The organism is Pseudomonas lyxosi (genome assembly GCF_047758685.1).
Lineage (GTDB): Bacteria > Pseudomonadota > Gammaproteobacteria > Pseudomonadales > Pseudomonadaceae > Aquipseudomonas > Aquipseudomonas lyxosi.
On record NZ_CP180481.1, the window covers coordinates 6,605,012 to 6,627,226 of the forward strand.

19 protein-coding genes and 1 pseudogene are annotated in these 22,215 nt (G+C 59.1%); 8 read left to right on the forward strand and 12 right to left on the reverse strand.

Features of this window, described 5'->3' with window-relative positions; genetic code table 11:
- Positions 1 to 71: 71 nt before the first annotated feature.
- Entirely contained in the window at positions 72 to 1,790 is a 1,719-nt protein-coding gene (gene aceK, locus ACMXYI_RS30305; protein WP_415770778.1) for a bifunctional isocitrate dehydrogenase kinase/phosphatase, read from the reverse strand.
- 129 nt (positions 1,791 to 1,919) lie between these two features.
- Between aceK and ACMXYI_RS30310 the strand changes: the two genes are divergently transcribed.
- A complete protein-coding gene (locus tag ACMXYI_RS30310) occupies positions 1,920 to 2,828 on the forward strand; it encodes a DMT family transporter (RefSeq protein ID WP_415770779.1) in 909 nt (302 codons plus the stop codon).
- A 75-nt stretch (positions 2,829 to 2,903) separates the two neighbouring features.
- Here the strand turns inward: ACMXYI_RS30310 and ACMXYI_RS30315 are convergent, their stop codons facing one another.
- The 3 genes from ACMXYI_RS30315 to cysK all read right to left on the reverse strand — a co-directional run bounded on the left by ACMXYI_RS30315 (position 2,904) and on the right by cysK (position 6,366).
- Complete coding sequence (locus tag ACMXYI_RS30315) at positions 2,904 to 3,767, reverse strand: DMT family transporter (RefSeq protein ID WP_415770780.1); 864 nt, start codon at positions 3,765 to 3,767, stop codon at positions 2,904 to 2,906.
- Between the two features lie 452 nt (positions 3,768 to 4,219).
- Positions 4,220 to 5,158, reverse strand: a complete 939-nt coding sequence (locus ACMXYI_RS30320) for an aspartyl/asparaginyl beta-hydroxylase domain-containing protein (protein WP_415770782.1) — start codon at positions 5,156 to 5,158, stop codon at positions 4,220 to 4,222.
- A 233-nt stretch (positions 5,159 to 5,391) separates the two neighbouring features.
- Positions 5,392 to 6,366 carry a cysteine synthase A gene (gene cysK / locus ACMXYI_RS30325; RefSeq protein ID WP_282483377.1) on the reverse strand — a complete coding sequence of 325 codons (975 nt, stop codon included), beginning with the start codon at positions 6,364 to 6,366 and terminating at the stop codon, positions 5,392 to 5,394.
- A gap of 126 nt (positions 6,367 to 6,492) precedes the next feature.
- On the opposite strand from cysK, the gene ACMXYI_RS30330 reads away from it, so the two are divergent.
- The gene (locus ACMXYI_RS30330) at positions 6,493 to 7,569 is read left to right on the forward strand and encodes a DUF748 domain-containing protein (RefSeq protein WP_415770783.1); all 1,077 of its coding nucleotides are present in this window, start codon (positions 6,493 to 6,495) and stop codon (positions 7,567 to 7,569) included.
- Here ACMXYI_RS30330 and ACMXYI_RS30335 read toward each other — a convergent pair.
- Both ACMXYI_RS30335 and ACMXYI_RS30340 read right to left on the reverse strand, forming a co-directional pair.
- Positions 7,566 to 8,069, reverse strand: coding sequence for a DUF2442 domain-containing protein (locus tag ACMXYI_RS30335; protein ID WP_415770785.1), 504 nt, complete (start codon positions 8,067 to 8,069; stop codon positions 7,566 to 7,568). The two genes, ACMXYI_RS30330 and ACMXYI_RS30335, sit on opposite strands and share 4 nt — an antisense overlap.
- A pseudogene (locus ACMXYI_RS30340) lies at positions 8,057 to 8,289 on the reverse strand (DUF4160 domain-containing protein). Before ACMXYI_RS30340 ends, ACMXYI_RS30335 begins: the two are co-directional and overlap by 13 nt.
- Before the next feature lie 202 nt (positions 8,290 to 8,491).
- Between ACMXYI_RS30340 and ACMXYI_RS30345 the strand changes: the two are divergent.
- Positions 8,492 to 9,337, forward strand: coding sequence for an AAA family ATPase (locus tag ACMXYI_RS30345; protein ID WP_008067574.1), 846 nt, complete (start codon positions 8,492 to 8,494; stop codon positions 9,335 to 9,337).
- A 33-nt stretch (positions 9,338 to 9,370) separates the two neighbouring features.
- A complete protein-coding gene (locus tag ACMXYI_RS30350; protein ID WP_415770787.1) occupies positions 9,371 to 10,549 on the forward strand; it encodes a vWA domain-containing protein in 1,179 nt (392 codons plus the stop codon).
- A gap of 42 nt (positions 10,550 to 10,591) precedes the next feature.
- On the opposite strand, the gene ACMXYI_RS30355 is transcribed toward ACMXYI_RS30350, so the two are convergent.
- The 4 genes from ACMXYI_RS30355 to ACMXYI_RS30370 all read right to left on the reverse strand — a co-directional run bounded on the left by ACMXYI_RS30355 (position 10,592) and on the right by ACMXYI_RS30370 (position 14,324).
- Positions 10,592 to 11,509, reverse strand: a complete 918-nt coding sequence (locus ACMXYI_RS30355; RefSeq protein ID WP_415770788.1) for a biotin-dependent carboxyltransferase family protein — start codon at positions 11,507 to 11,509, stop codon at positions 10,592 to 10,594.
- On the reverse strand, positions 11,506 to 12,210 hold the full coding sequence (locus ACMXYI_RS30360) for a 5-oxoprolinase subunit B family protein (RefSeq protein WP_415770790.1): 705 nt from the start codon (positions 12,208 to 12,210) through the stop codon (positions 11,506 to 11,508). The genes ACMXYI_RS30355 and ACMXYI_RS30360 overlap by 4 nt, the downstream gene beginning before the upstream one ends.
- A complete protein-coding gene (locus ACMXYI_RS30365; protein WP_415770792.1) occupies positions 12,207 to 12,959 on the reverse strand; it encodes a 5-oxoprolinase subunit PxpA in 753 nt (250 codons plus the stop codon). Before ACMXYI_RS30365 ends, ACMXYI_RS30360 begins: the two co-directional genes overlap by 4 nt.
- Before the next feature lie 78 nt (positions 12,960 to 13,037).
- The gene (locus ACMXYI_RS30370) at positions 13,038 to 14,324 is read right to left on the reverse strand and encodes an MFS transporter (protein ID WP_415759553.1); all 1,287 of its coding nucleotides are present in this window, start codon (positions 14,322 to 14,324) and stop codon (positions 13,038 to 13,040) included.
- A 148-nt stretch (positions 14,325 to 14,472) separates the two neighbouring features.
- Here ACMXYI_RS30370 and ACMXYI_RS30375 point away from each other — a divergent pair, with 148 nt between their 5' ends.
- The 4 genes from ACMXYI_RS30375 to ACMXYI_RS30390 all read left to right on the forward strand — a co-directional run bounded on the left by ACMXYI_RS30375 (position 14,473) and on the right by ACMXYI_RS30390 (position 20,762).
- Positions 14,473 to 15,402 carry a LysR family transcriptional regulator gene (locus ACMXYI_RS30375; RefSeq protein WP_415770794.1) on the forward strand — a complete coding sequence of 310 codons (930 nt, stop codon included), beginning with the start codon at positions 14,473 to 14,475 and terminating at the stop codon, positions 15,400 to 15,402.
- Between the two features lie 111 nt (positions 15,403 to 15,513).
- A complete protein-coding gene (locus ACMXYI_RS30380) occupies positions 15,514 to 17,436 on the forward strand; it encodes an IucA/IucC family protein (protein ID WP_415770795.1) in 1,923 nt (640 codons plus the stop codon).
- Positions 17,426 to 18,637, forward strand: coding sequence for an MFS transporter (locus tag ACMXYI_RS30385; protein WP_415770796.1), 1,212 nt, complete (start codon positions 17,426 to 17,428; stop codon positions 18,635 to 18,637). Before ACMXYI_RS30380 ends, ACMXYI_RS30385 begins: the two co-directional genes overlap by 11 nt.
- A 13-nt stretch (positions 18,638 to 18,650) precedes the next feature.
- On the forward strand, positions 18,651 to 20,762 hold the full coding sequence (locus ACMXYI_RS30390) for a TonB-dependent receptor (protein WP_415770797.1): 2,112 nt from the start codon (positions 18,651 to 18,653) through the stop codon (positions 20,760 to 20,762).
- Positions 20,763 to 20,874: 112 nt separating this feature from the next.
- On the opposite strand, the gene ACMXYI_RS30395 is transcribed toward ACMXYI_RS30390, so the two are convergent.
- Positions 20,875 to 21,417 (reverse strand): DUF2937 family protein, encoded by a 543-nt coding sequence (locus ACMXYI_RS30395; protein WP_123366761.1) that lies wholly within the window; start codon positions 21,415 to 21,417, stop codon positions 20,875 to 20,877.
- 12 nt (positions 21,418 to 21,429) lie between these two features.
- Positions 21,430 to 22,206, reverse strand: a complete 777-nt coding sequence (locus ACMXYI_RS30400; protein ID WP_046046095.1) for a class II glutamine amidotransferase — start codon at positions 22,204 to 22,206, stop codon at positions 21,430 to 21,432.
- Between the last annotated feature and the right edge of the window lie 9 nt (positions 22,207 to 22,215).

The window sequence follows — 22,215 nt, forward strand, 5'->3', positions numbered from 1 at the left end:
TCCCAAGAGCGGACGCGGAGCGTCCGGGGAGGCATTCCCACGCGGAGCGTGGGAACGATCAGTGCGGGGGGTTATTCGTTATCCAGGCCTTTGCGCCGATACGGGAACACGTCGATGACCTTCCCGGCGCGAATGGCGTCCTGAAGGCTTTTCCAGTAATCGGCGTTGTACAACTCACCATGCAACTGATCAAACAACTTCCTTTGCCCCGAATCAGCAAACAAAAACGGCGGAAACTCTTCAGGAAACACATCCAGCGGCCCAATCGAATACCACGGCTCCGACGCCATCTCGTCTTCCGGCGTACGCGGTAGCGGGATATGCCGGAAGTTGGCTTCAGTCAGGAAGCAGATCTCGTCATAGTCATAAAACACCACCCGCCCGTGACGCGTGACGCCAAAGTTCTTCAGCAGCATGTCGCCGGGAAAGATGTTCGCCGCCGCCAGTTGCTTGATCGCCAGGCCGTAATCTTCCAGCGCCTCGCGAACTTGAGCGTCGTTGGCGTTCTCCAGATACAGGTTCAACGGCGTCATCCGCCGTTCGGTCCAGCAGTGGCGGATCAGCACGGTGTCGCCTTCCACCGACACCGTGGACGCGGCCACCTCAAGCAGCTCTTCCAGGCACGCTGGGTCGAACTTGCTCAACGGGAAACGGAAGTCGGCAAATTCCTGGGTGTCGGCCAGGCGCCCGACCCGGTCGACGCTTTTCACCAAACGGTACTTCTCGATCACCGTGGCGCGGTCGACGTTCTTTGACGGCGAGAAGCGGTCCTTGATGATTTTGAATACGGTGTTGAAGCCCGGCAGGGTAAACACGCTCATCACCATGCCACGCACGCCCGGGGCCATGATGAACTGGTCGTCGGTGTTGGCCAGGTGATTGATCAGCGCCCGGTAGAACTCGGATTTACCGTGTTTGTAGAAGCCGATCGAGGTGTACAGCTCGGCGATGTGCTTGCCCGGCAGGATGCGCTTGAGGAAACCGATGAACTCCGCCGGCACCGGCACGTCGACCATGAAGTACGAACGGGTGAACGAGAAGATGATCGACACGTCCGCTTCATCGGTGATCAGCGCATCGATCTGAATCCCGCGACCTTCGCGGTGCAGCAGCGGAATCACCAGCGGCCATTGTTCGTCCTGGGTGTAGATGCGCCCGACCAGGTACGCGCCTTTGTTGCGGTAAAGCACCGAGGAAAACAGTTCGACGCTCAATTCCGGGTCCTTGCAGACCCAGTCCGGCAGGTTCTCGCGCAATTGCCCTTCGAGTCGAGACAGGTCGCCCGCCAGGTTGGCGTAATCCTCGCTGAAACGGTAGTCGGCAAAAATGCTCGCGAGCATCCCGGACAACTGGCCCTGGGGCTTGTACGTGCGGGTTTGTGCGGCACGGGCCCGACGCAGGCTCGGCCGGGTGGTGTGGATGAACATGCAGCCGTCGCTGATCAGGTCGTGGCTGAACAGCCCGCAGAAAATCGAGTTGTACCAGGTTTCGGACAGTTCATCGTCGAAGCGCAAGTCGATCAGCGTGATGTAAGCGCTTTTGACCAGCGGCCAGCAACTGACATCCAGCGTGTCGGCGTCGAAAGCGATGTGCAGCCGTCCCACCGTTTCGCTGACTTTTTCTTCGTAGAGATTGATCCGCGCGGCCGACGCCGTTTGCGTCTCCTGCCACTTGGCTTGCTCGAAGCGAGCCCGGGCGCCGTCGGTGATCTGGCGGAAATGCTCGCGATAATCGTCAAAGCCATCGAGGATCATTCGGGCGATGTCGGCGGCTGGCCATTGCTGCGGCATAGGTAAAACCTCGGCGGCTGATTCTTATCGTGGGGCCTGAGCTTAGTGGCCCTTTGTTACGCAACGCAACCATTGCCTTGCGTCCTGACTGGCGCGACACTTGCGCGCCAATCAAGGAAGGAACGTGCTGTGAACCCCGTCGATACTCTGCGTTTGTTATCGCTCGCCGCCATTTGGGGCGCTAGCTTTCTGTTCATGCGCATCATTGCCCCGGTGATTGGCACAATCCCCACTGCTTTTTTCCGCGTGTCGATTGCCGCGGTCGGCCTGTTGGTGATTCTCGGTCTGATGCGCATCAGCTGGGATTTCAAAGGCAAACTCAAAACCGTGATGCTGCTCGGAGTGATCAACTCCGGGATTCCAGCGACCCTGTACTCGGTAGCCGCCCAGGTGCTGCCGGCCGGTTACTCGGCGATTTTCAACGCCACCACGCCACTGATGGGCGTGCTGATCGGCGGTCTGTTTTTCCATGAAAGGCTCACGGCCGCCAAGCTCGGCGGGGTGTTTCTCGGGCTGTTGGGCGTGGGCATCCTGACCCGAGCTGGTCCGGTGGCGTTCGACATGGAACTGTTGATGGGCGCCCTCGCCTGCCTGCTCGCCACGACCTGCTACGGTTTCGCCGGGTTCCTCGCGCGCCGCTGGCTTGATCAGGCCGGTGGTCTCGACAGTCGTCTATCGGCGGTGGGCAGCATGCTCGGCGCGACGTTGTTTCTGTTGCCGCTGTTCGGTTACAGCGTGATCAGCCAGCCACCGGAGAGCTGGGGCGGCTGGAGTGTCTGGTTGTCATTGCTGGGTTTGGGGCTGGTGTGTACGGCGCTTGCGTACATTATTTACTTCCGGTTGCTCAGCTCGGTCGGGCCGGTGAAGTCGATGACCACGACCTTCCTGATCCCGCCGTTCGGGGTGTTGTGGGGGGCGTTGTTGCTGGATGAGCCGTTGTCGATGGCGCACATCTATGGCGGGGTGTTGATTGCGGCGGCGTTGTGGTTGGTGTTGAAGACGGCAGTGGTGAAGTCTAAAGAGGTGGCTGCCAGGTAGTTTTGTGGTGCGGGCCGAGCATGCGCGGGCCAAATAAACAAGGCCTGGAACTCATGCCCCAGGCCTTGTTTTGCTTCAAGCGTTTTTACGGAATACGAACACCAGACCGATGATGATCAGCAACATGCCAAGCATGCTCAACGCCGCCAGCCGGTTGCCGAAAATCAGGTAGTCCATGACCGCCGTCACCGCCGGCACCAGGTAAAACAGACTGGTGACATTGACCAGGTTGCCCCGTGCAATCAGCCGATACAGCAACAAGGTCGCCAGCACCGACACCACCAATCCCATCCACAACACCGGTACGATGAAACCGGTGCTGTGTTCGAAATGAAAGGGCTGGAACGGCACGAAGACTCCGCAGAGCAACAGCCCGGCCAGGTACTGCACTGGCAGCGTGCCCAGGGGATTGTCGGTGATGCGCTTCTGCATGATCGAACCGAACGTCATGCTCGCCAGCGCCAGCAAACCGAAGAGCATGCCGGCCAGCGACATATCGGCCAGACCGATGCCTTGGTAAACCACCATGATCAACCCGGCCAAACCCAGTGCCAGACCGAACATTCTGCTGGCTGATCGCTGACGCTCCATGATCACCACCGTGAGAATCGGCTGCACGCCCATGATCGTTGCCATGACGCCGGGTGTGACTTTGAGGTCCAGGGCCAGCAGATAGAAAATCTGATAAGCCCCCAGCAACACCACGCCCGTGGCCATCGCATACAACATCGGCTTGCCGCCCTTGGGCAGTTTCAGCTTGAGCAACGGCACCAGCAGCACCAATCCGCAGATTGCGATAGCGAAGCGAATCAGCAGAAAAGCAAAGGGTGACGCGTGGGCCAGGCCCCATTTGGAGAAGATCGCCCCGCTGCTCCACAGCAAAACGAACAGGCTCGTGGACGCCGCCGCGAGCACGGTTTTTTTTGAAAGGACAAACATGAATACCACCTGTAGTCAGGCAAAAAGCCAACTCAGCCGAAGCTGAAATTCAGTAGTTTTTTCAGGCGGGCAGAGAGAACAGCAAAAAGAAGCTGATCAGCCCGAAAGACCAACGCCTGGCGGTGATACGACTGCGCACACCGGCGTGCTACTGACAGGTGGGGGGTAATGACTGATCTGCGCAGGCTGCTGATTCCCGCACGGCACGACGCCAGCGTTGACCGCTGAATCGACTACCGCGTTGATGAGGGAAGCTGGCATGGGCTGATCTTTTTTGAAGGGGAGAAAGGTGGGTTGGAAAACATCGAGCGCCGACTATAACCAGCGTGTGAGATGGATTGCAATGACTAAGCCGGAAGAACCAATAAGCAAGAGTCTTACACCAATCCCAGTGCCGAACCGGTGCATAAAAAAACGCTCCCAAGGAGCGTTTTTTTATTCAGGAATCGGTTTCAGCCAAACAACCAATACCCCAACAACGTCAATACCACCACCGCCAACACCGGCCGCAGCACGCGGTACGCCTTGGGATTACGACGCTTCCACCGTTTGACCACACCGCTGAACTTGTCGCTGGAGTTCTTGCTCCAGGCATAAACCTGGTTAATCCCGCCAACACGTTCATCATCAAGATTCTGCGGCGCAGTGGCGCGCCCCAAAAAGCCGCTGATCCCGCGGTTGATGCGGGTCATGAGACGGTTGCTCAACGGTCGTTCGATGTCGCAAAACAGGATGACCCGAGTCTTGTCGGTTTCGTTCTTGACCCAATGCACGTAGGTTTCGTCGAACATCACGTCCTCACCATCACGCCAGGCGTAGACCTGACCGTCGACGAAGATCCGGCAATCGTCGGAGTTCGGCGTCGACAGCCCCAAGTGATAACGCAGGGAACCAGCGAATGGATCACGGTGCGGGTTGAGGTGGCTGCCGCCTGGCAGCAACGCGAACATGGCGCCTTTGACGTTGGGAATGCCGCTGAGCAGTGCCACGGTTTTCGGGCACAGGGCTTCGGCCGATGGCAGTGGTTTGTCGTACCACTTGAGGTAAAAACGCTTCCAGCCTTTCTTGAAGAACGAACCGAACCCGGCGTCGTTGTTCCTTTCGGCGGCGCGGATGTAACCCTCGTCGAACAAATGCATCGCTTCGTCGCGGATGACTTCCCAGTTGTCCTTGAGCACATCCAGTTCCGGGAACTTGCTGCGGTCAAGATAGGGTTTGGATGGCACGCTGGAGAACAGGTACATCAAGGCGTTATAGGGCGCGAACAAAGCTGAATGGTTGACGAACTGACGCAAGACCGGCAAACGCGCCTTCCCGCGTAAATGCACATAGAGGGTGCTGCCGAGGAACAGCAGCAACAGCGACGCCTTCGCGGCAAGGGAAACGGTCATCAACAACTCCTTGATAGTAGACAACTTTGCACAACGCCATTTGCCCGACGTAGCAGTCGGCCATGATAAACATTACCAGCCTCGGGAAGAACCCGTGTATCTCAACATTCAGTGTTAAGGATTGCGCAACAAAGCACTTCTTAACATAAGGTTCCTGAACGGGGGCTGACCTGAGTCACCCCCCTTACAGACGTTCAAAAACAAGATCAAAAGATCGCAACCTGCGGCAGCTCCTACTGCTGATTCTCCTGCTCGGTAAACAGATCACTGAACAGCATGCTCGACAGGTAGCGTTCACCGGAGTCCGGCAGGATCACCACGATGGTCTTGCCCTGCATTTCCGGGGTTTCCGCCAGACGCACGGCCACCGCCATGGCGGCGCCGCAGGAAATGCCGCTCAAAATCCCTTCTTCCTGCATCAGGCGCAGGGCCATGGCCTTGGATTCTTCATCGCTGACCAACTCAACCCGATCGACCATCGACAGATCAAGATTCTTCGGCACAAAACCGGCACCAATACCCTGGATCTTGTGAGGGCTCGGCTTGATTTCTTCACCGGCCATTGCCTGGGTGATAACCGGCGACACCGCTGGCTCCACCGCCACCGAAATAATCGGTTTGCCCTGGGTATTCTTGATATACCGCGAAACCCCGGTGATGGTTCCACCCGTTCCGACGCCTGCCACCAGTACGTCGACTGCACCGTCGGTGTCGTTCCAGATTTCCGGACCGGTCGTTTTTTCGTGGATGGCCGGGTTGGCCGGGTTTTCAAACTGCGACGGCATGAAGTAGGCAGTCGGGTCGCTGGCGACAATTTCAGCAGCCTTCTCGATTGCTCCTTTCATGCCCTTGGCCGGTTCGGTCAGTACCAGTTCGGCCCCCAGTGCCTTGAGCACTTTGCGGCGCTCGATACTCATGGACGCCGGCATGGTCAGCATCAGCTTGTACCCGCGAGCTGCAGCAACGAACGCCAGGCCGATACCGGTATTGCCTGAGGTCGGTTCGACGATGGTCATGCCAGGCTTGAGTTTGCCGGTGCTTTCGGCGTCCCAGATCATGCTCGCACCGATCCGGCACTTGACCGAGTAACCGGGGTTACGCCCTTCGATCTTGGCCAGGATGGTCACGCCGCGCGGGGCGATACGGTTGATCTGCACCAGCGGCGTATTGCCGATGGAATGGGCGTTGTCAGCGTAGATACGGCTCATGGCTGGGTCCTTATACAGCGTTAAATAAGCTCTCCAAGGTATGCCTGTTGCCGTTGATCGTCCAGTCAGTCGAACGTCCCGTAACCGCAGCAGTCAATGGCTTTACAATGCCAGAGATTTGCCATCATGAAACGCAGATACAGTTGGCCCCTGTGGACCCTCGCCGGCCTCGTTGTGCTACTGATTGCCCTGCACATCGCCCTGCCCTACCTGGTGCGCGACTACCTGAATGACAAGCTGGCGAACATGGGCGACTACCGTGGCCAGATCACTGATGTGGACCTGGCCCTGTGGCGCGGTGCGTACAAAATCAACGGGCTGAAAATCGTCAAGGTCGAGGGCAAGGTCCCGGTGCCTTTCGTCAACGCGCCGCTGATCGACCTTTCCATCAGCTGGCACTCGCTCTTGTACGACCACGCCGTCGTGGCCGAGGCGCAGTTCTTCAAACCCGAGGTGAACTTCGTCGACGGCGGCGCCAACAAGCAAAACTCCCAGACCGGTCAGGGCACCGACTGGCGTGCGCAGTTGAGCAAACTGGTCCCCATCACCTTGAACGAAGTTCAGATCAGCGATGGCAAGATCACTTTCCGCAACTTCAACTCCAAGCCCCCCGTGAACATGAACGCCACTCAGGTCAACGCCAGCATTTACAACCTGACCAACGTGGTCGACATCAAAGGCAAACGCGACGCTCGCTTCGACGGCAAGGCGCTGCTGCTCGGGCACGCGCCACTGGAAACCACCGCCACCTTCGACCCATTAAGCAACTTTGAAGATTTCGAGTTCCGCCTGCGGGTCAAAGACATCGAACTCAAACGCATGAACGACTTCGCCTCAGCCTATGGCAAGTTCGACTTCAATGCCGGTCACGGTGATGTGGTCATTGAAGCCGAGGCTAAAAAAGCTCAATTGACGGGTTACATCAAACCGCTGCTAAAGGACGTCGACGTGTTCAATTGGCAGCAGGACGTCGAGAACAAGGACAAAGGGATTTTCCGTTCCATTTGGGAGGCCATCGTCGGGGGGTCCGAAACGGTGTTGAAAAATCAAGGCAAGAACCAGTTTGCCACTCGCGTCCAACTCAGGGGCAGCGTGCATCAGCGAGATATCAACGCATTCGAGGCTTTTTTGCAGATTTTACGCAACGGCTTCATCCAGGCCTTCAATGCCCAATACGAACGGCCCAAGCCGGACGCCGGTTAAGGCTTGCGTGTGACGGTATAGCGACCGGTTTCTTCGGCCGCCCGCGCCGGGCTCGATTGCTGCTGCAAGAAGTCCCAGCCCAGACAGGCCAGTGCCAGCGATCGTGGTACGGCTTCACGACCACTGCTGTAGCGCGTGATGCTGCGGGCACTGACCCCTAACGCTTCGGCCGCCTGATTGAGCGGCAGCCCGGTACGAGCGCGCCAGTCGATGAAGATCCGGGTGTTTTCGTCCGATGCGTTTTGCGCGAGCGCATCCAGATAAAGGGTGTCTGCGCCGATCTGGATGTCCAGTTCGGGCCACTCAACGCTCCAGCCTTCATCACCCAGGGTTGCACCGTCGAAAGCGCCAACCTCCAGCAACGGCTGCAACCCTGGATAGAGGAACAGGTCCCGACTCAAATCGAGGTTCAGTTGCTGACCATCGATAAAGGTCAGCATAAGACGGTGATCCGGCAACGCCTGCACGGCCGACAGCCGTGGTCGTTTCATGGGTAACATCGTTTCCAATCCTCCAGCAATTGCACCTGATGGGCCCTGACCCACTCCAGCGCTTCCTTGATAATCAGCGGCGGCGCCTTTTGCCCACCATCACTTCGACGGTTTCCAGGCTGAGCATGACGTCCAGCCCGCCACCGGTCAGGTGGACATGGGGCGGCGGATGATCCTTCTCACGCAACTGAATGCGGTACGTATCGCGAAACCGATATTTAGTAGACATGCCCGGCAACCTATCGCCAAAATGGCGATATCTCAATACTGGCCAGCAGCCGAGACTGAGTCAAGATGTGACGCCCCATTCAGAGACTGAATAAGCCGTCTGCGTTCACAGTCGACCGGGCACCGCGTTATAGTCGGGTACTACAATTATTGCGCCCCGCCCTGCCTTGTTCAGGTCGGCATCACCGTTCGAGGATTAGCAGATGAAGTTCGAAGGCACCCAGGCCTACGTCGCCACCGATGACCTGAAGCTGGCGGTCAACGCCGCCATTACCCTGGAACGTCCGCTGCTGGTCAAGGGCGAGCCGGGCACTGGCAAGACCATGCTCGCCGAGCAACTGGCCGAGTCCTTCGGCGCCAAATTGATCACCTGGCACATCAAGTCCACGACCAAGGCGCATCAGGGCCTGTACGAGTACGACGCGGTCAGCCGTCTGCGCGACTCGCAGCTGGGCACAGAGAAAGTCCACGACGTTCGCAACTACCTGAAAAAGGGCAAGCTCTGGGAAGCTTTCGAGTCCGAAGAGCGGGTGATCCTGCTGATCGACGAAATCGACAAGGCCGACATCGAGTTCCCGAACGACTTGCTGCAAGAACTCGACAAGATGGAGTTCTACGTTTATGAGATCGACGAGACCATCAAGGCCAAGAAACGCCCAATCATCATCATTACCTCCAACAACGAGAAAGAACTGCCGGACGCCTTCCTGCGCCGCTGCTTCTTCCACTACATCGCCTTCCCGGATCGCATCACGATGCAGAGAATCGTCGATGTGCACTACCCAAACATCAAGAAGGATCTGGTCAGCGAAGCGCTGGACGTGTTCTTCGACGTGCGCAAGGTGCCGGGTCTGAAGAAGAAGCCATCGACCTCCGAACTGGTGGACTGGCTGAAGCTGCTGATGGCCGACAACATCGGCGAAGCGGTACTGCGCGAGCGCGATCCGACCAAGGCCATTCCGCCGCTGGCAGGCGCTTTGGTGAAGAACGAACAGGACGTGCAGTTGCTTGAACGCCTGGCGTTCATGAGCCGTCGCGGCACTCGCTGATCCCTCTGTTTAACAAGATAGAGGGCGATAGCCATGCTGCTTAACCTGTTCAATGAAATGCGCGCAGCCAAGGTGCCGGTCTCGGTACGGGAGCTGCTGGACCTGATCAATGCGCTGAAACAGCGCGTGACCTTCGCCGACATGGACGAGTTTTATTACCTGTCCCGGGCGATTCTGGTGAAGGACGAAAAGCATTTCGACAAGTTCGACCGGGCATTCGGTGCCTATTTCAACGGCCTGGAAAAACTCGACGACCACCTTCAGGCATTGATCCCGGAAGACTGGCTGCGCAAGGAGTTCGAGCGTTCGCTGACCGACGAAGAGCGGGCGGCGATCCAGTCCCTCGGCGGCCTGGACAAGCTGATCGAGGAGTTCAAGAAACGCCTCGAAGAACAGAAAGAACGTCATGCCGGCGGTAACAAGTGGATCGGCACCGGCGGCACCAGCCCGTTCGGCTCCGGCGGCTTCAACCCGGAAGGCATTCGGGTCGGCGATGCCGGCAAGCGTCAGGGCAAAGCGGTCAAGGTCTGGGATCAACGCGAGTACAAGAACCTCGACGATTCGGTGGAGCTGGGCACGCGCAACATCAAGGTCGCCCTGCGCCGGTTGCGCAAATTCGCGCGCCAGGGGGCGGCGGAAGAGCTGGACATCGATGGCACCATCGACCACACCGCGCGCGATGCCGGACTGCTGAATATTCAGATGCGTCCGGAGCGGCGCAACACCGTCAAGTTGTTGCTGCTGTTCGACATCGGCGGCTCAATGGACGCCCACGTGAAGATCTGCGAAGAGCTGTTCTCGGCCTGCAAGACCGAGTTCAAGCACCTGGAGTATTTCTACTTCCACAACTTCATTTATGAATCGGTGTGGAAGAACAACATGCGCCGGAGCTCCGAGCGCACTTCGACCCAGGACCTGCTGCACAAATACGGCGCCGACTACAAAGTGATCTTCATCGGTGACGCCGCCATGGCGCCGTACGAAATCACCCAGGCCGGCGGCAGCGTCGAGCACTGGAACGAAGAAGCGGGTTATGTGTGGATGCAGCGGTTCATGGAGAAGTACAAGAAGGTCATCTGGATCAACCCGTATCCGAAAGATACGTGGGGCTATACGTCGTCGACCAACATCGTGCGGGACTTGATTAACGACCAGATGTATCCGTTGACGTTGCGGGGGCTTGAAGAAGGGATGCGGTTTCTTTCCAAATAGAGCACTGACCTTGTGGCGAGGGAGCTTGCTCCCTCGCCACAGTTAGAACCGGCGCAGATATTCGACTTGCTCCCGATGGGCGACATCCTGCACCACCGGTTTCAACCGCACCTGCGCCCCCGGCAGACATTGCGCCAACCTGGCCAACGCCAACGGCGTCAACGCCCCCAATCGCGGATAGCCGCCAATGGTCTGCCGATCATTGAGCAACACAATCGGCTGCCCGTCCGGCGGCACTTGAACCGCACCCAGCGGGATGCCTTCAGAAATCATCGGCTTACCCTGATACTGCAACGCCGTTCCCAGCAAGCGGATGCCCATCCGGTCGGCACGGCTGTCGAGGGTCCAGACGCTATTGAACGCGTCGAACGAACTCTGTCCACTGAACTCGCCGATCTGGGCACCGAGCACCAAGTCCAGTGGCGCGTTGAGTTTGAAATCCGGCACCTGTTCGGGCGTCAACGCCCGCAGCAGGAGCAGCGAGCTGCCCGAGTAGCTCAACTGTGCATCTTTGGCCAACGCCCGGCCCATGCCATCCAGCCCGCCGAGCTCCTCACGGACCACCGTTGCGCTACTGCCCAACACCTTTGGCGCATCAAATCCGCCTGGGGCTGCCAAATATGCTCGAGCGCCAAGCAGCGGCTGAGTGAATTGCAATTGCTGACCTTTGTTCAGCCTGAAACTGCGCCACGGTGCCAACGCCTCGCCATCCACCTGCGCCCCCAGATCCGCCCCGGCCAACGCCAGCACGCAATCCTCTTCGGCAACGACGGTGAACCCGCCAAGGGTGATTTCAATCACCGGTGCATCCAGGCCATTGCCCAGCAGCCAATTTGCCCAAGACATCGATCGCCAGTCCGCCGCCCCGCCCTGGGTCACGCCCAGATGCCGCACGCCAAAACGGCCAGCGTCCTGCAACAGGCACAGCGGCGTACTCGCTTCTATTGATAGACGGCTCATGCCTGCGCCTCCAACGGCGTGTCATCACCGCCCAGATTAATGAATTCTGCATGGCTGACAGCTTCGAAGCGCACCGTGTCGCCCGGTTGCATCAGGCTGTAGCCGTCGCGTTCGCGGTCGAACAATTTGGCCGGGGTGCGACCGATCAGATTCCAGCCACCGGGAGACACCACCGGGTAAGCGGCCGTTTGGCGTTCGGCGATGCCGACACTGCCGGCGGCCACCTTTTTGCGCGGAGTGTTCAAACGCGGCGCCGCCAGCACTTCCTCCACCAACCCCATGAAGGCGAAACCCGGCGCAAAACCCAAGGCGAATACCTGATATTCGCGCTCGCTGTGGCGGCGGATCACTTCATCCACGGCCAATCCGCTGCGCTGGGATAACAGGCTCAACTCCGGGCCAACACTCAAGTCATACCAGACCGGCAACGCATGACATTTGCCGCGGGTGCAGGCGTTGGGCGACAGATCGATCAAGGCCTCAGCGATCAGCTCCCGAGCCTGGGCCGGACTCAACGCGGTCAGATCGTAATGCACCATCAACGTCGTATAAGACGGCACCAGATCGATCAGATGCCCGGCGAACGCGGCACGCAGACTTTCACTGGCGGCGAGCATCCACGGCATGTTGGCCTCGCTGATCTCATCAAACAGACGGACCATCAAGCAATCCAGCGCCACCACTTCGACCCGGATTTTCATGGCGCGCTCTGCTGATCAAGTGCTTCGCGAATACGCCGCACGGCGGCTACCGAACTGGCATTGTCGCCGTGTACGCAAAGGGTATTGGCCTGCAAGTGCAAGGCGCTGCCATCGCTGGCCGTAAGGTTGCCGCCGCGGGCAATAGTCAGCGCCTGCTCAATGATTGTCTCGGGATCGTGATGCACCGCGCCCGGCAGTTGCCGCGAGACCAGCATTCCCGCGCTGTCATAAGCGCGATCGGCGAAGGCTTCAAACCACAGGGTTACGCCGTATTCATCGCCCAACTGCTGGGCGGCGCTGTTGTCGCGAGTGGCCATCAACATCAGCGGTAACTCACGATCATAGGACGCCACGGCCTGAAGCACGGCGCGCAATTGCGCCGGGTTGGCCATCATGTCGTTGTACATCGCGCCGTGCGGCTTGACGTAACTCACCCGCCCGCCCTGAGCCCGGCAAATGCCGTCGAGGGCGCCGATCTGGTAATGCACAATGTCCTGAATTTCCTGGGCGGTGTAGGCCATGGAACGGCGGCCGAAGCCGACCAGATCCTGATACGCCGGATGTGCGCCGATCTGCACCCCGTTGCTCAGGGCCAGGCTGACGGTCTTGCGCATGATGCTCGGGTCGCCGGCGTGGAAGCCGCAGGCGATGTTGGCGCAATCGATGAAGGGCATGACCTCGGCGTCCAGACCCATGGTCCAGTTACCGAAACTCTCGCCGATGTCGCAGTTCAATAGCAGGCGGCTCACGGTGAACACTCCTGTAAGTTTTATTCTTTTCTATCTGTAAGGCATTTGCCCGCAGATTATCAGTTGCTGTGCATTATGTTATTGGGCTTCGAGTTGCTTGCCACGGGTTTCCGGCAAGCTCAGGGCCGCAAGGATCACTACCCCGTAGGACACCGCCGCAAAAGCACCGATTCCCACGCTCAATGGCACCTTCTGGCTCATCACGCCGATCAACAGCGGGAACAACGCCGCCAGCGCCCGGCCGATGTTGTAGCAAAAGCCCTGACCCGAACCGCGAATCCGCGTTGGAAACAGCTCGGTCAAAAACGCGCCCATACCGCTGAAGATCCCCGAGGCGAAGAAGCCCAGAGGAAAGCCCAGCCAGAGCATCACGCCATTGCTGACCGGCAATTGGGTGTAGAGCAGAACAATGGTGAACGAGCCGACCGCGAACAGAATGAAGTTCTTTTTACGCCCGAGGATGTCAGTCAAATACGCGCTGATGACATAACCGACGTAGGAGCCGACGATCACCATCGCCAGATAACCGCCCGTACCGAGTACGCTCAAACCGCGTTCGTTCTTCAGAAAGGTCGGCAACCAGGAGGTGATCGCGTAGTAACCGCCCAGAGCGCCTGTAGTCAGCACCGAAGCGCGAATCGTGGTGAAAAGGATGCCGGGAGCGAATATCTCGTAGAATTTTGCCGGATTGCTGGGTTCTTCCTTAGCCTTGGCTTCGCGATAGATTTCCGGGTCCTTGACCAGTCGGCGGACGAAGATCACGAAAATCGCCGGCACGATGCCAAGGATGAACAGTGCGCGCCAGGCGTCTTCCGGTGGCAGCACCGAGAACAGCAGCGCATACAAAATCGCCGTCAGCCCCCAACCCAATGCCCAGCCGGATTGCACCATGCCAACAGCCTTGCCGCGGTCCTTGGCGCGAATCACTTCACCCATCAGCACCGCGCCGGCGGTCCATTCGCCGCCGAAACCGAAGCCCATCAGCGTGCGGCTGATCAGCAGTTGTTCGTAGTTCTGGGCGAAACCGCAGAGGAAGGTGAAGAAGGCGAACCACAGAACGGTCAGTTGCAGAGTGCGTACTCGACCGATGCGGTCGGAGAGAATCCCCGCCACCCAACCGCCGATGGCTGAGGCAATCAGGGTGCTGGTGTGAATCAACCCGGCCTCGCCGGTGGTGATGCCCCACATCGCAATCAGGGTCGGCACCACGAAGCTGAGCATCTGGGTGTCCATGCCGTCCAGGCCATAGCCGATCTTGCAGCTCCAGAAGGTGCGGCGTTCCTGTTTATTGATGTTGCGGTACCAGTCGAAAGGTCCTGGACGAACCGTGGCTTTGGGGATATCGAGCGTGTCGGGCGCACTCATGGCAAATCTCCGCGCTAATTTTTATTGGTATTGTTCTGAGCCCCGACGACGCCTATCGTGGGAACCGGATGGCCTGATTTTTGGGCTGCTGGCCCTGCTGCGTCCAACTAATAAAAACCCGCTCTAGACATAAGAAAAACTTGTCCCTATGAACCTGAAGTTTCTCGAAACCTTTGTCTGGGTCGCCCGACTCAAGAGTTTTCGCCTGACGGCAGACAAGCTCTTCACCACCCAGGCGTCGATTTCCAGCCGCATTGCCGTGCTCGAAGGCGAGCTCGGGGTGAAGCTGTTCCTGCGCGATTCACGTGGTGTGAGCCTGACGCCCGAAGGCTTGAAAGTGCTCGAGTACGCCGAGCAAATGATGGACACCATGCAAGCCCTCAAGCAGTCGATCGAAACCCGTTCGAGCAAGGTCGGACGAGTTCGCATCGGCGTGATGGACACGGTCATCCATACCTGGCTGAGCCCGTTGGTGGCGCAAATGATGGATCACTATCCGCTGGTGGAAATCGAGTTAGTGGCCGATACCGCACTCAACCTCTGCGATCAGCTGCAAAAAGGCTTTCTCGATCTGATTCTGCAAACCGACCTGTTGCGTCAGGAAAGCGTGCGCAGCCTTGAGCTGGCCAGTCACCCGATGGGCTGGATTGTGGCGACTAACTCGATCTACAACCGCGAGTATTCAGGGATTGCCGACCTCGCGCGGGAACGGATCATTACCTATTCGAAAAACTCCCATCCGCATCAGGAGATTCTCGCCCTGATGCAGGCCAACGGCATAATGACGCCACGGTTGAACTGCGTGAACTCGGTATCGGCGATCACCCGGTTGCTGCGGGACGGTTTCGGTATTGGTGCACTGCCGCCGGTGCTGGTAGCCGAGGAACTGGCGCGGGGGGAATTGACCTTGCTGGCTATCGATCAACGGCCACCAAATTTGCAGGTGGTGGTGTCGTGGCGGGTTGGCGTGGAGTGGGTCGAAGAAATCGTGACGTTGTGTCAGCAGGTCGTGGAGCGCTATGCGCAGAAAGTGGGCGAGCACTACATCGTTTTGAGCAAACCCATGGCCAGAATCTGAAGGACATTTCCCAAGTTTTAAATATGAACCACTATCATTTGCATTATTTTTTCAGAACGGTATTCTCTGCGCGCTTTCAGCTAACCAACTGTCCACAAGGAATCGGACTTGATGCGCGCCTACACGCAAAAACAGCAGCAATTGCTCGCTCACTGGAGCGAAGCCCTCGGCACTGAGGCTTTCCAGTCCCACCGCATCACCCTCGATCATTTGAGCAATGCGCTCGAGCCCGCCGCCCAGCGCTGCTTCCAACGCCTGATCCAGGCGCTGTTTCGTGAAGGTCTGATCAACCCCGACGCTTGCGAATACGACGACAATAACCATTGCTGGTTGCCACTTGGCGATGGCACGCATCTTTGCTTCGAGCACTTGTCCGGCGGAAGAATGAACAGCTGGGACGTGCGCGGCAGCATCGTCCTGCACACCCCCGACAAACTGCCCCACAAAATCCAGCTGCCCAGCGAATTGCTCGCTCACCTCAGCACTCAGCTCAACCCGCCAGCCTCACCGCAGGTACTGGAACGTCTGGCCCTGGAACTGGATGACAGCTTCAGCAACGACACCCTGTGCCTGGCGTTTCACCATGGATGGACCGAGCGCCTGAGAGAGCAGATCGACACCGAGTACGACGACAACCTGCTCGCTTGGCTCAAAGCCGGCACCAGCCACCAGAACCCTACGTCATTGCTCGAACAGTGGGGCACTCTCGGCCATCCGTGGCACCCGAACTACAAGACCAAACTGGGTTTGAGCGCCGCTCAGGTCATCGCTTTCTCACCAGAATTCGAAGCGAGTTTTCCGATAGTCCTGTGCGCCGTGCACCGCCAGCACGCACACGTCGAGGCGCTGGCGGGTACCGCCGATTACCGGGACTGGTGGCAAGGTCACTTCCCACAGGCCGCCGAACAATTGCAGCGCCATTTGCAGCAACGGGGTCTGGACGAAAAGGACTACCTCCCGCTCCCGTCGCACCCATGGCAAGCCCATGAAGAGCTGCCACATTCGTTCGCCAACGAGATCGCCGACAACCTGCTGATCGTCACTGACATCGTCGCGTTTACCGGTCACCCGACCATGTCCTTCCGCACAGTCCTGCCGGAGGCCAGTCGCGTTGCGCCGATGGTCAAACTGCCGGTGGCTCTGCGATTGACCAGCGTGCAGCGCACCGTGTCGCCGCGCTCCGCCCGGATGGGGCCGCGCATCAGCCAACTGATACTGAATATTCTCGCTCAGGAGCCGCAGATTCAGCGTCTGCTGAACATCGTTCCAGAGCGCATCGGCGTGCACTACGCACCACTACCGGCCGATGACGAGCGCTCCCGGCATGCTGCCGTGCTGTATCGCGACAACCCGCTTACCCTTCTGCAAGAAGGCGAGTTGGCGGTGCCGGTCGGCAGTCTGTTCGCCGTCAACGAATTCGAACAACCGTTACTGCGTGATTGGGTAAGACTGGCTCAGGGCCGTGACGACAGCGAGGCCATGTTGGCGTTCTTCGACGATTACCTGTCGATTGCCGTACCGAGTCTGTTGGGCATTTACCTGATGTATGGCGTGGCGTTCGAAGCACATCAGCAAAACAGTTTCATGGTGATGGGTGCTGACGGTCAGTTGAATCGGCTGCTGTTGCGTGACTTCGGCGACGTTCGTATCGATCGCAAAACCCTGCACGCCAAGGGCCTGGATATCCAGTTGCACGATCCGAAAATGACCCTGTATGACGAGTCCGGTTTTGTCCGCGACAAACTCCTGCACACCACATTCATGTGCCACCTCGGTGAGCTGACGTTGCTCTGCGCCCGCCACTGGAATGTGCCGGAAAATATCCTTTGGGAGCGCTTGGCAACGCACGTTGCGCAGTGCTTCGAGACCTTGCGCGAGCGCGTTGAACCGGCACGTTGGGAAAGCGAACGCCAGGCCTTGCTGGAACAGGATTGGCCCGCCAAATCGTTCATGCGCATGCGCTTGCTCGACAGTCATGCCGACATCGTCGGACGCCTGAGTAATCCGCTGCAACCAATCGCCCATGCTCGCTGACGGTCGCGCCTTGCGACTGCTGATCGTCATCCAGTTTGTCTCCATGGGCGCAATGGAAATGAGCGGTCCGTTCTGGCCTTTGCAGATCCAGCATCTGCTCGGGCCGGAGGGCGCCGGCTACACCGCGCTGTTATCGGCGATGGTCTATGCCGGTCCGATGCTGGCCGCCATGCTCCTGACTCCCATGTGGGGCCGGTTGGGGGATCGCACCGGACACAAACCGATGATTGTTCGGGCGTCGCTGGCACTCGCGCTGTGCCAAGGGTTGGCGGCCATCACCCTCGACCCGTGGTTGCTGGTGGGTATTCGCGTGATGCAAGGCGCATTGGCCGGTTTTCTCGCTGCCGCGCAAGCCTATGCCTTGGCCTGCTGCGACAGTTCCAGACGTGGTCACACCTTGGCCCGCCTGCAATCGGCGACTGCCGTCGGCTCGTTGATCGGCCCGGTACTGGGCGGCTGGCTGATGGACGTCTCGGGGTTTGCCTTGCTCTGTTATGGCGCGACGGCGATTTGTCTGCTGTGCGCACTGGGGAGTTTTTTCCTGCCGGCCGACAAGGCTCGGGCCTCGAAGAAAAAAGCTGTTGAACCAGTGGCTCTGCCCAAAGGCTGGCTCGGTGGAATCCTGTTGGTGATCGTGTTGATTCAGGCCGCGAAGATGATGCCGCAGTCGTTCTACGCGCTGTACGTCGCGAACATTCTGCATGCCCCAAGCTGGCTGATCGGCGCCACCTACGCGGCGAGCGCCGCGACCCTGGCCATTTCCGCACCACTGTGGGGACGCCTGTTCGACCGCTGGCAGCCGGCCTACACCTTGCGCGTCATTGAAGGCGTGGCCTGGCTGTGTGCCCTGACGCTGGCGGCCACGGCATTGGCCAACGAATGGCTGGGGTTTCTCGTCAGTCGACTCGTCTGGGGCATCTGGCAAGGCGCCCTGCTGCCCGTCGCCTATGCACTGATCGCCAACACCATTTCCGTAAACCAGCAGGGCTTCGCGCTCGGCCTCGGCAACAGCGCGGCAAAGGCGGGTGCTCTGATCGGTGTCGTCCTTGGCGGGATCGGCATGGGCCTGGTCGGCCTGGCTCACAGTTTCTGGCTGGTGGCGCTGACCTACGCCATAGCCGCCATCGGGATCCGCTGGGTGCGGTCGTCCAACTCCGCGCCTGACCGCTCGACCTTATCGCCACACACTTATCACAACTAAAAAAGACCACGTCATGACCCGAACCAAACTCTCCCTGCTGATCCCGTTGCTCGGTACCTTCAGCGCCCAGACCTGGGCCGAGGATACCGAGCAGCAGCCCGGCACCTTGAACATGCAAGCCACCGTTGTCTCCGCTACTCGCAGCGAAGCGAGCATTGCTTCGATTCCGGGCTCGGTCCAGGTGATCGACGAACAGCAGGTCCGTGAACAGAGCGGTGCGGGTCGCCGGGTCGCCGATATCCTCGGGCAACTGGTCCCCGGTCTCGCGCCGTCCAGTGGCGGGATGAGCAACTTCGGTCAGACCCTGCGCGGACGCAACATGCTGGTGTTGATCGACGGCGTATCGCAGAACGCCACGCGCGACAACTTCCGCCAGCTCAACAGCATCGCCCCGGCCAGCATCGAACGTATCGAAGTGATCTCCGGCGCCAGCAGCATCTACGGTGCCGGTGCTTCAGGCGGCATCATCAACATCATCACCAAGCGCAATCAGGGCCAGGACATTGCCTACAGCAGCAAACTGGGCCTGACCAGCGGCAACAATCTCAACCGCAAAGGCTTCGCCTACGAAGCCTTTCAGAGTGCGACGGGGCGCAAGGATGCCCTGGACTGGTACGTCTCCGCCGACCTGACCCAGCGCAACGATCAGTACGATGGCAACGGCAACCGCATCCCTCAAGACACTTCCCAGGGCAGCAACATGGACACCGAAACCTATGACCTGCAAGGTCGTTTCGGTTACGAACTGGATGCCGACAAAAAACTCAGCCTGTCGCTGCAGGACTACAAGGATCAACAGGACACTGGCTACACAAAAGACCCGACAAACCGGCAGCAAGCCGTGGCAGTCAAAGGGCTGAAACTCGACGACCAACCCTATACCCATAACCAGTCGGTCAACCTCAATTACACCGACAAGGACTTCTACGGCCAGGGCCTGCAACTGGAAAGCTACTGGCGTCGCGCCGATGCGCTGTTCTTCCCGGACCTGTCGCGGGGCAAGGCCGGGATCTCCGACAACAACAGCGTGCAGGATGTCTACGGCCTGCGCGCGGCCATCGACACGCCGCTGCCGGCCATCGGCAGCGCCACGGGCAACCTGGTCTGGGGCGCCGACTATGATCATGAGCGCTCCCGCCAACGAGGTGATCAATACACGCTCAAGGGCCTGACCTACACCAAGACCGGCACCACCTACGAGCTGGGCCCCGACATTGAAACCACCACCAAATCGCTGTTCGGGCAGATGTCCTGGGACATCGGTGACTGGACCTTGCGTGGCGGTGTGCGCCGTGAATGGATCGAAAGCGAGGTCTCCGACAGCATCGCTTATGGCCAGATCGTCCAGACCGGCATACGCGCAACGCTGCCCGGCGACACCCTCAAATACGATGCCACGCTGTACAACCTGGGGGCGGTCTACCACCTGAGTGAAAACCAGGACATCTTCGCCAATTACAGCCAGGGGTTTTCGCTACCGGATATCCAGCGCTTCATGCGTGATGTCAGCAGCACCTTCGACATTCAGAGTCTCAACGCCCAGGCCATCAAGGTCGACAGTTACGAGTTGGGCTGGCGGGGCAACTGGGATCAGTGGCAAGCCGACGTCACCGTGTACGAAAACACCTCGGACGTGACCCAGTTCTACGATGCCAATGATCGCGTATTGCGCCTGATCAACCAGAAAGAGCGAGTTCGCGGCATCGAAAACAGCCTGACCTACCGCGCGACCGATCACTGGTCGGTGGGTGGCACTTACGCCTGGGCCAAAGGCGAGACCGAGCAGAACGGCAAATGGATCGATCTGCCGGCTACGCGCATCTCACCCGCCAAGACCACACTGTTCGTCGGCTACACCGAAGACGACTACACCCTGCGCCTGCAAGGCATGCATTTGTCCAGTTACGACGCCGCCGCCAAGGACAATAACGGACGCGACATCGAAGGCTATACGCTGGTGGACCTGCTCGGCTCCGTGCAACTGCCGGTCGGTCGTCTTGAAGGCGGGGTGTACAACCTGACCAACCGCACCTACCAGAACCTGTTCACCCAGGCCAACGCCAGAGCGCCGTACGCCAATGCCGAAGGTCGGACGTTGAGCATGAGCTACTCGGTCGACTGGTAAAAACAGGAGCCGGCTTGCCAGCGATGCGATCTGCCAGGCATACCGTGTCGCGGCAATCGCCGGCAAGTCGGCTGTAGGAGCTGCCGAAGGCTGCGATCTTTTGATCTTTTTCTTACAGCCCGCGCACATCCCGATCTTCGATCGGCCGGCTCTGGCGCAGGCGTTTGCCGCCCAGCACCACCCAGTCGATCAGACGGAACAGGCATTCAATGCCGAACGACAACAGCAACGCCCCGCTCATGCCCCAGATCATCGCTTCCGGCGTCAGCAGAATCTGGTAGCTGTAGCCGTTCCAGGTTTCCTTGCGAATATCCGGATCAGCCGCCAGTGCAACCTGCAGGAAGCGGATGTACCACGGGCCCTGCATGGCCTGGAACTGTTTATCGAGCGCCAGTTGACGGGTCAGCAAGGTGCTCAGGCTGTCGGCATCGCTGCGAAAGATCGGGTCTTCGCTGGCGCGGTAATGGGCCACCAACGCCTGCATGTCACCCTTGAAGAACTGATTCGCCGTGCCCTGAAAACCGCTTAAACCGGTCTGCGCCTCAATCAAATGCGCTTCGACCCGTTTGGCATAATCGCTGATAAACCCCGGCACCTGGACACCGATCAACAGGCCTGCCGCGAACAACACCAGCCGTAGATAACTGAGCAACATGAGGGGAAATCCTTATTCGGTCTTGCCCTGGCTGACGCATTCACCGCGTCGCCAGAGGCTCCATTGGCCCGGTTCGTAGCGGGTCCAGGTTTCGTTTTCGGTCAAGGGTTCGGTGGCGATCACCGTGACCACGTCGTTGGGCGTGGTTTCGGCCTGGAAATCGACGATCACATCGACGTCCTTCAAGCGCGCCGGGCCAAAGGGTGCACGACGAGTGATTTGCGCCAATTTGGTCGAGCAATAGCAGAACAACCAATCGCCGTCGCTGAGCAGGCAGTTGAACACGCCTTTGCTGCGGTATTCGGCGCAGGCGGCGACCAGGTCCGGCAGCAGTTCTTCGACCTCGACCGGTTCCGGGAACGCTGCACGCACGCGATTGAGCAAATCGCAGAATGCCGCTTCGCTGTCGGTATCGCCGACCGGGCGGTAAAAGCTCTTGATCGGTTGAAACTCCGCGAGTTGGCCGTTGTGGGCAAAACACCAGTTACGGCCCCACAGCTCACGCACGAATGGATGGGTATTCGACAGGCAGACCTTGCCGACATTGGCCTGGCGGATATGCCCGATCACCACTTCGCTCTTGATCGGATAGCGCTGCACCAGGTTCGCGACTTCGGACTCACAGCTCGCCGCCGGGTCCTGAAACAGGCGCAGGCCACGGCCCTCGTAAAAGGCGATGCCCCAGCCGTCACGGTGCGGACCGGTGCGGCCGCCGCGCTGCATCAGCCCGGTGAAGCTGAACACGATATCGGTCGGCACATTGGCGCTCATGCCCAATAACTCACACATGCTCGGATT